Annotated in this window: 4 protein-coding genes and 1 pseudogene; all 5 read left to right on the forward strand. The window is 63.3% G+C overall.

Annotation, left to right across the window (positions count from 1 at the left end; translation table 11 throughout):
- Nucleotides 1-1,014, forward strand: a 1,014-nt coding sequence (locus ACILRA_RS19820; RefSeq protein WP_395663782.1) for a CaiB/BaiF CoA transferase family protein, incomplete at its 5' end; no start/stop codon positions are given.
- A 31-nt stretch (nucleotides 1,015-1,045) separates the two neighbouring features.
- Nucleotides 1,046-2,275, forward strand: coding sequence for a PotD/PotF family extracellular solute-binding protein (locus ACILRA_RS19825; RefSeq protein WP_395663783.1), 1,230 nt, complete (start codon nucleotides 1,046-1,048; stop codon nucleotides 2,273-2,275).
- A complete protein-coding gene (locus ACILRA_RS19830) occupies nucleotides 2,275-3,258 on the forward strand; it encodes a GntR family transcriptional regulator (protein ID WP_395663785.1) in 984 nt (327 codons plus the stop codon). Before ACILRA_RS19825 ends, ACILRA_RS19830 begins: the two co-directional genes overlap by 1 nt.
- 238 nt (nucleotides 3,259-3,496) lie before the next feature.
- On the forward strand, nucleotides 3,497-4,570 hold the full coding sequence (locus ACILRA_RS19835; protein ID WP_395663784.1) for an ABC transporter ATP-binding protein: 1,074 nt from the start codon (nucleotides 3,497-3,499) through the stop codon (nucleotides 4,568-4,570).
- A 7-nt stretch (nucleotides 4,571-4,577) separates the two neighbouring features.
- Nucleotides 4,578-4,855 (forward strand): annotated as a pseudogene (locus ACILRA_RS19840) (ABC transporter permease); the annotation flags it as partial.

Genomic DNA, 4,855 nt, shown 5'->3' on the forward strand with positions numbered 1-4,855 from the left:
AAGATCGAGCGGGCGGAGGGCGACACGGCCCGGCACTATGACAAGACGGTCAACGGCGTTTCTGCCTATTTTGTTTGGCTCAACCGCGGCAAGGAAAGCACGGTTCTGGACCTGAAGGACGAGGCCGACCTTGCACTCGTCAGGCGCATGGTGGCGAAGGCAGACGTGTTCGTTCAGAATCTGGCGCCCGGTGCGGCCGCGCGCATGGGACTTGATGCGCACTCGCTGGTGCGGGAGTTTCCGCGCCTGATCGCGGTCGATATCGCGGGATATGGTCAGGACACGGACTACCGCGATATGCGCGCCTATGACCTGTTGGTGCAGGCTGAGGCGGGATTGTGCAGCGTCACCGGCTCGCTTCATGCGCCAGCCAAGGTGGGTGTCTCGGCCGCCGACATCGCCACGGGCATGAATGCCCATGCGTTGATCCTGGAGGCGCTGATTGGACGCGGGCTGACGGGGCATGGCCGGGCGATCGAAGTTGCCATGTTCGATGCCATCGCCGACTGGATGAGCGTGCCACTGCTGCACTGGACACAAGCGAACAGGGACACGGCGCGGCATGGCTTGTCGCACGCCGCGATTTATCCTTACGCGCCGTTCTGCTGCCGTGATGGGGAGGTGATCGTGGCGATTCAGCAGCCGGCCGAATGGCGGCGCTTTTGTGCGGGTGTTCTAGGACAGGCGGAACTGACGGAGGACAAGCGCTTTGCCACGAACCCAGACCGGCTGAAGCACCGCGCGGAACTGACCGAGATCATCGCGGCGGTGTTTGCGCCGCTGACGGTTGCTGAGGCGGCGGCACTTCTTGACTGCCATGCGATTGCATGGGGCCGCGTTTCGGACGTACCGGGGCTGGCGCGGCACAAGGCGCTGCGGCGCATCGAGGTGCCGGTGGCCGGTGCCACGGCTTCGATGCCGCGGCCTGCGGGGCGGAGCCAGATCGTGGCGCTTCCGCCGCCGCAGCTTGGGGAGCATACGGCGGCGATCCGTGCCGAGTTCGGGCGGGATTGAGGCCTTGCGGCGTGAGTGATAGGGAGGGTTCATGTCTTCTCCCGCCCGCAGCGCCTTTCCGGCACCTCCCCGCACCGAGCGGCGCGTGCTGCGCGTGCTTGGCACGGAAATCACGCTGCTTGAAAAGGTGCGGCGCAAGGCCGAGGCCGACTTGGGCTTCGACATCCGCTTCGAAGTCCTCGACTTCATCAGCTGCCAGCGCCGCGCGGCGATGGAGCCTGCGGCCTATGACATCTATGACCAATGCTTCCACAATCTCGATATCGTGTGGGCCTGGGGCTCGCTCCGGCCCATCGACACCGAACGCATCAGCGACTGGGGCCTGCTGAGCGGATTGACGCGCGAAGGCGGCATCAGCCGCTATGCCTGGCGCGGCCACGGCGATGCGCCGGTGAGGAAGCTCTATGTGCAGCCGGGCGAGCAGCTGGGGGATGCCCCTTCGCGCTACATCAGCATGCTGCCCACCGTGCACAATATGGATTCGTTCGGCTATGACGCGCGCGTCTTCGGCAGGCCGGAGAACGGGCGGGACAGCTGGGCCTGGCTGCTGGATGAGCGCGCCAAGGGGCGGATCGCGCTCGTCGACGAGCCAGCGATCGGCATTTTCGATGCGGCGCTCGCGGCGGAGGCCGCGGGCGAATTGCAGTTCGGCGACATCGGCAGCATGACGGTGGCGGAGGTCGATTCGCTGATGGCCTTCCTCAATGACCGCCGCCAGAAGGGCTATTTCTGTGCCGTATGGAGCAGTGCAGAGGAGGCCGCCGAGCTTATCCGGTCTGACCGGTTGTCTGCTCAGAGCATGTGGTCACCCGTCTATGGCCAGTTGGGCGAGATGGCGTCTTCGGTGGTGGAAGCAGCCCCCATCGAAGGCTACCGGGCCTGGCATGGCGGCATGAGCCTGTCGCGGCACCTCTCGGACGATGGGCTCGAGATGGGTTATGAATACATGAACTGGTGGCTTTCCGGCTGGGCCGGTGCCGTGATGGCGCGTCAGGGCTACTATATGTCCGTGCTTGATCGCGTGCGCGAGGTTCTGACACCGGAAGAATGGGCTTATTGGTATGAAGGTGCTCCCGCGGCGTCGGACCTGCCGGGTCCTGCGGGAAATACGGTGGTGCGGGCAGGGGTGCGGCGTTCCGGCGGGTCCTACTGGGAGCGGGCCAACCGCATCGCCGTGTGGAACACCACGATGGACGAGCACAATTATGCGGCCCGCGCGTGGGCGCGCTTTGCCGCAAAGGTGAGGAGCGGCATGCCGTGATGCAGCGCTCCGCCAATCCGCCCTCGCTGCAGCGGCGATATGAGCTGATCACGCGCGTGTTGCGCCATAACATCCTGTCCGGCCGGCTGCCGCGGGGGGTCGTGCTGCTCGAAGGGCCCATCGCCGAACTGATGCAGTCCAGCCGCGCGCCGGTGCAGGCGGCGCTCCGCATCCTCGAGGAGGAGGGGCTGATCCACCGCTTCTCCGGCCGCGGCTTCCTTGCGGGCCCGCCGGGCGAGGTGGTGGAGCCCCTACGTAAGGACATCCGCGAGCTTGACTTGCAAATTGCCGTCGAAATCGACGAGGCGTTGCAGAGCCGCGGCACCTGGGAACTGGTCTATGACCAAGTGGAGCAGCAGGTCGCCTCCTGCCTGATCTTTGGCGAATTCCGAATCGTCGAGACGGAACTTGGCGATTATCTGGGGGTCAGCCGCACCGTGGTGCGCGACGTGCTGAGCCGGCTCCATGAGCGTGGACTGATCCGCAAGAACCAGAGCTCGCACTGGATCGCGGGGCCGTTGACGGCACAGACGGTGCGGGAGAAATTCGCTGTGCGCGCCATCATCGAGCCTGCGGCGCTCCGGATGGCGGCAAGCCACATCGACTACCGCGCGGTCGAGAGCCTGTCGCGGCAGCTCGCGGCGGGAGAGACGGTCGACGGCGAGGATCTGGAGGAGGCGCTCAATTCGCATTGCCTGATGCGGGTTCCGAATCGCGAGCTGGCAGATCTCATCCGCAACAATCAGCTTCTGCTGAAAGCGGCTGGAGGCGCCCTCAACCGGCTCGGGCTGCCGCCAGACAGGGTGGCGCACAGCGAATACCGGACGCTGTTCGACCTAATTTCTCGCCATCTCGTTGATTCGGCGGCGGAATACCTTGAGAGCCACCTCCGGGCACTCTCCGACAAGAACCTAGCCCGCCTGAAGATTGTGGCTGTGATCACCGAATCGTCTGTGTTGGCGCCCTATCTGACGCCCAAATAACGTCTATTGAATCCAATAGACGTTTTGTCATTGCCTCACTTCATAGCAATCGCACATTACTCACGCAGAGGAGGGCGTATTTCTTTTCTTGTTGCATACGTTAGACAATTTTGATTACATGCAAAGATACACCTTATTGCACTGTGGCACCCCATTTCCGGCGTGAGCAGGTGTTTGATTGTTCGGGGAGGAGATCTGCGCGGATCACTGGTGGAACACCGGGGCGCGGGACAGGTGAATGGCAGAACACACGGCGATATTCCGTCTAGACGGCATTTCCAAGAACTACGGAAACGTGGCAGCCCTTCACGACATTTCCCTGTCGGTGGCGGGAAATGAATATATTTCTCTGCTTGGTCCCAGCGGCTCCGGCAAGTCCACGCTGCTTCGCGTGATCGCGGGGTTCGAGGAGCCGGATACGGGGCGGGTTTATTTCGAGGGGCGTGACATCACCACCATGCCGGCGCATGAGCGCGGCATCGGCTTCGTGTTCCAGAACTTTGCTCTGTTCCCGCACCTTACTGTGTTCGACAACGTGGCCTTTGGTCTTATCAATGGCAAGAAGCTCACGCCGCCTGCTGACGTTGAGAGGCGGGTGAAAGAGGTCATTGCACTCGTCGGCCTTGCCGGCATGGAAGGCCGCGGCGTTCACCAGATTTCGGGCGGTCAGAAGCAGCGCGTGGCACTGGCGCGGACCCTCGTCATGCAGCCGAAGCTCGTGCTGCTGGATGAGCCTCTCGGCGCGCTCGATGCAAACCTTCGCCATCGCATGCGCAACGAGCTCCGCGCCATCCGCGAGAAGCTTGGCGTTACCTTCCTGCACGTGACGGGCAGCGAGACGGAAGCACTCGCCATGGGTGACCGCGTCGTGGTTCTCGACCGCGGCCGCATCGCGCAGTTCGCCAAGCCCGATGAGGTCTATGCGTCACCCGCGACGCCGAACGTGGCGCAATTCCTCAACCGCTACAACATATTCGACGGCAAACTGAATGGCGGCACTTTCGAAGGACCGTTCGGAAGCCTCGCCGTTTCGCGTGTGACGCCGTCTGACCGTGTGGCCTATGCTGTGCGCTACGACCGCATGCGCGTCGAGCCCGGTACCGAAGGCACGCAAGCGCCCGGCTTGGCCGCAACCTATGTGGCGAGCGAATATCTCGGCTCCTCCGTCATGTATTTCTTCGAGACGGATGCAGGCCAGGTGATCGAGGTCGAGCATCACCTGAGCCTGGGCGAGCCCAGGACTTACGAGCCGAAGGCACGCTACATGCTGCGGTGGAAGCCCGAAGACGCAATCGCCTATGGCCGGGGGTGAGGAAGAGATGAGTGTGAGCGTTCAGGCAGCCGAAGCGCCGAAGCCGCGGCGGAACAACAGCTGGTTGCTGATGGCGCCCGGCGTTCTCTGGATGGCGTTGTTCCTCGTCGCACCCATCCTGCTCATCCTCTACGTCTCGTTCTGGACGCAGACGACATTCAAGATCGAGCCCACGCTGACATTGCAGAGCTGGAAGACCTTCTTCGGCTCTGACACCTATCTGGCCTCGCTCTGGACGACCATCCGCATCTGGCTCATCGTGCTGGCGACGACCTTCGTCATCGG

The sequence above is a fragment of the Aestuariivirga sp. genome, assembly GCF_044239095.1.
Taxonomy (GTDB): Bacteria; Pseudomonadota; Alphaproteobacteria; order Rhizobiales; family Aestuariivirgaceae; genus Aestuariivirga.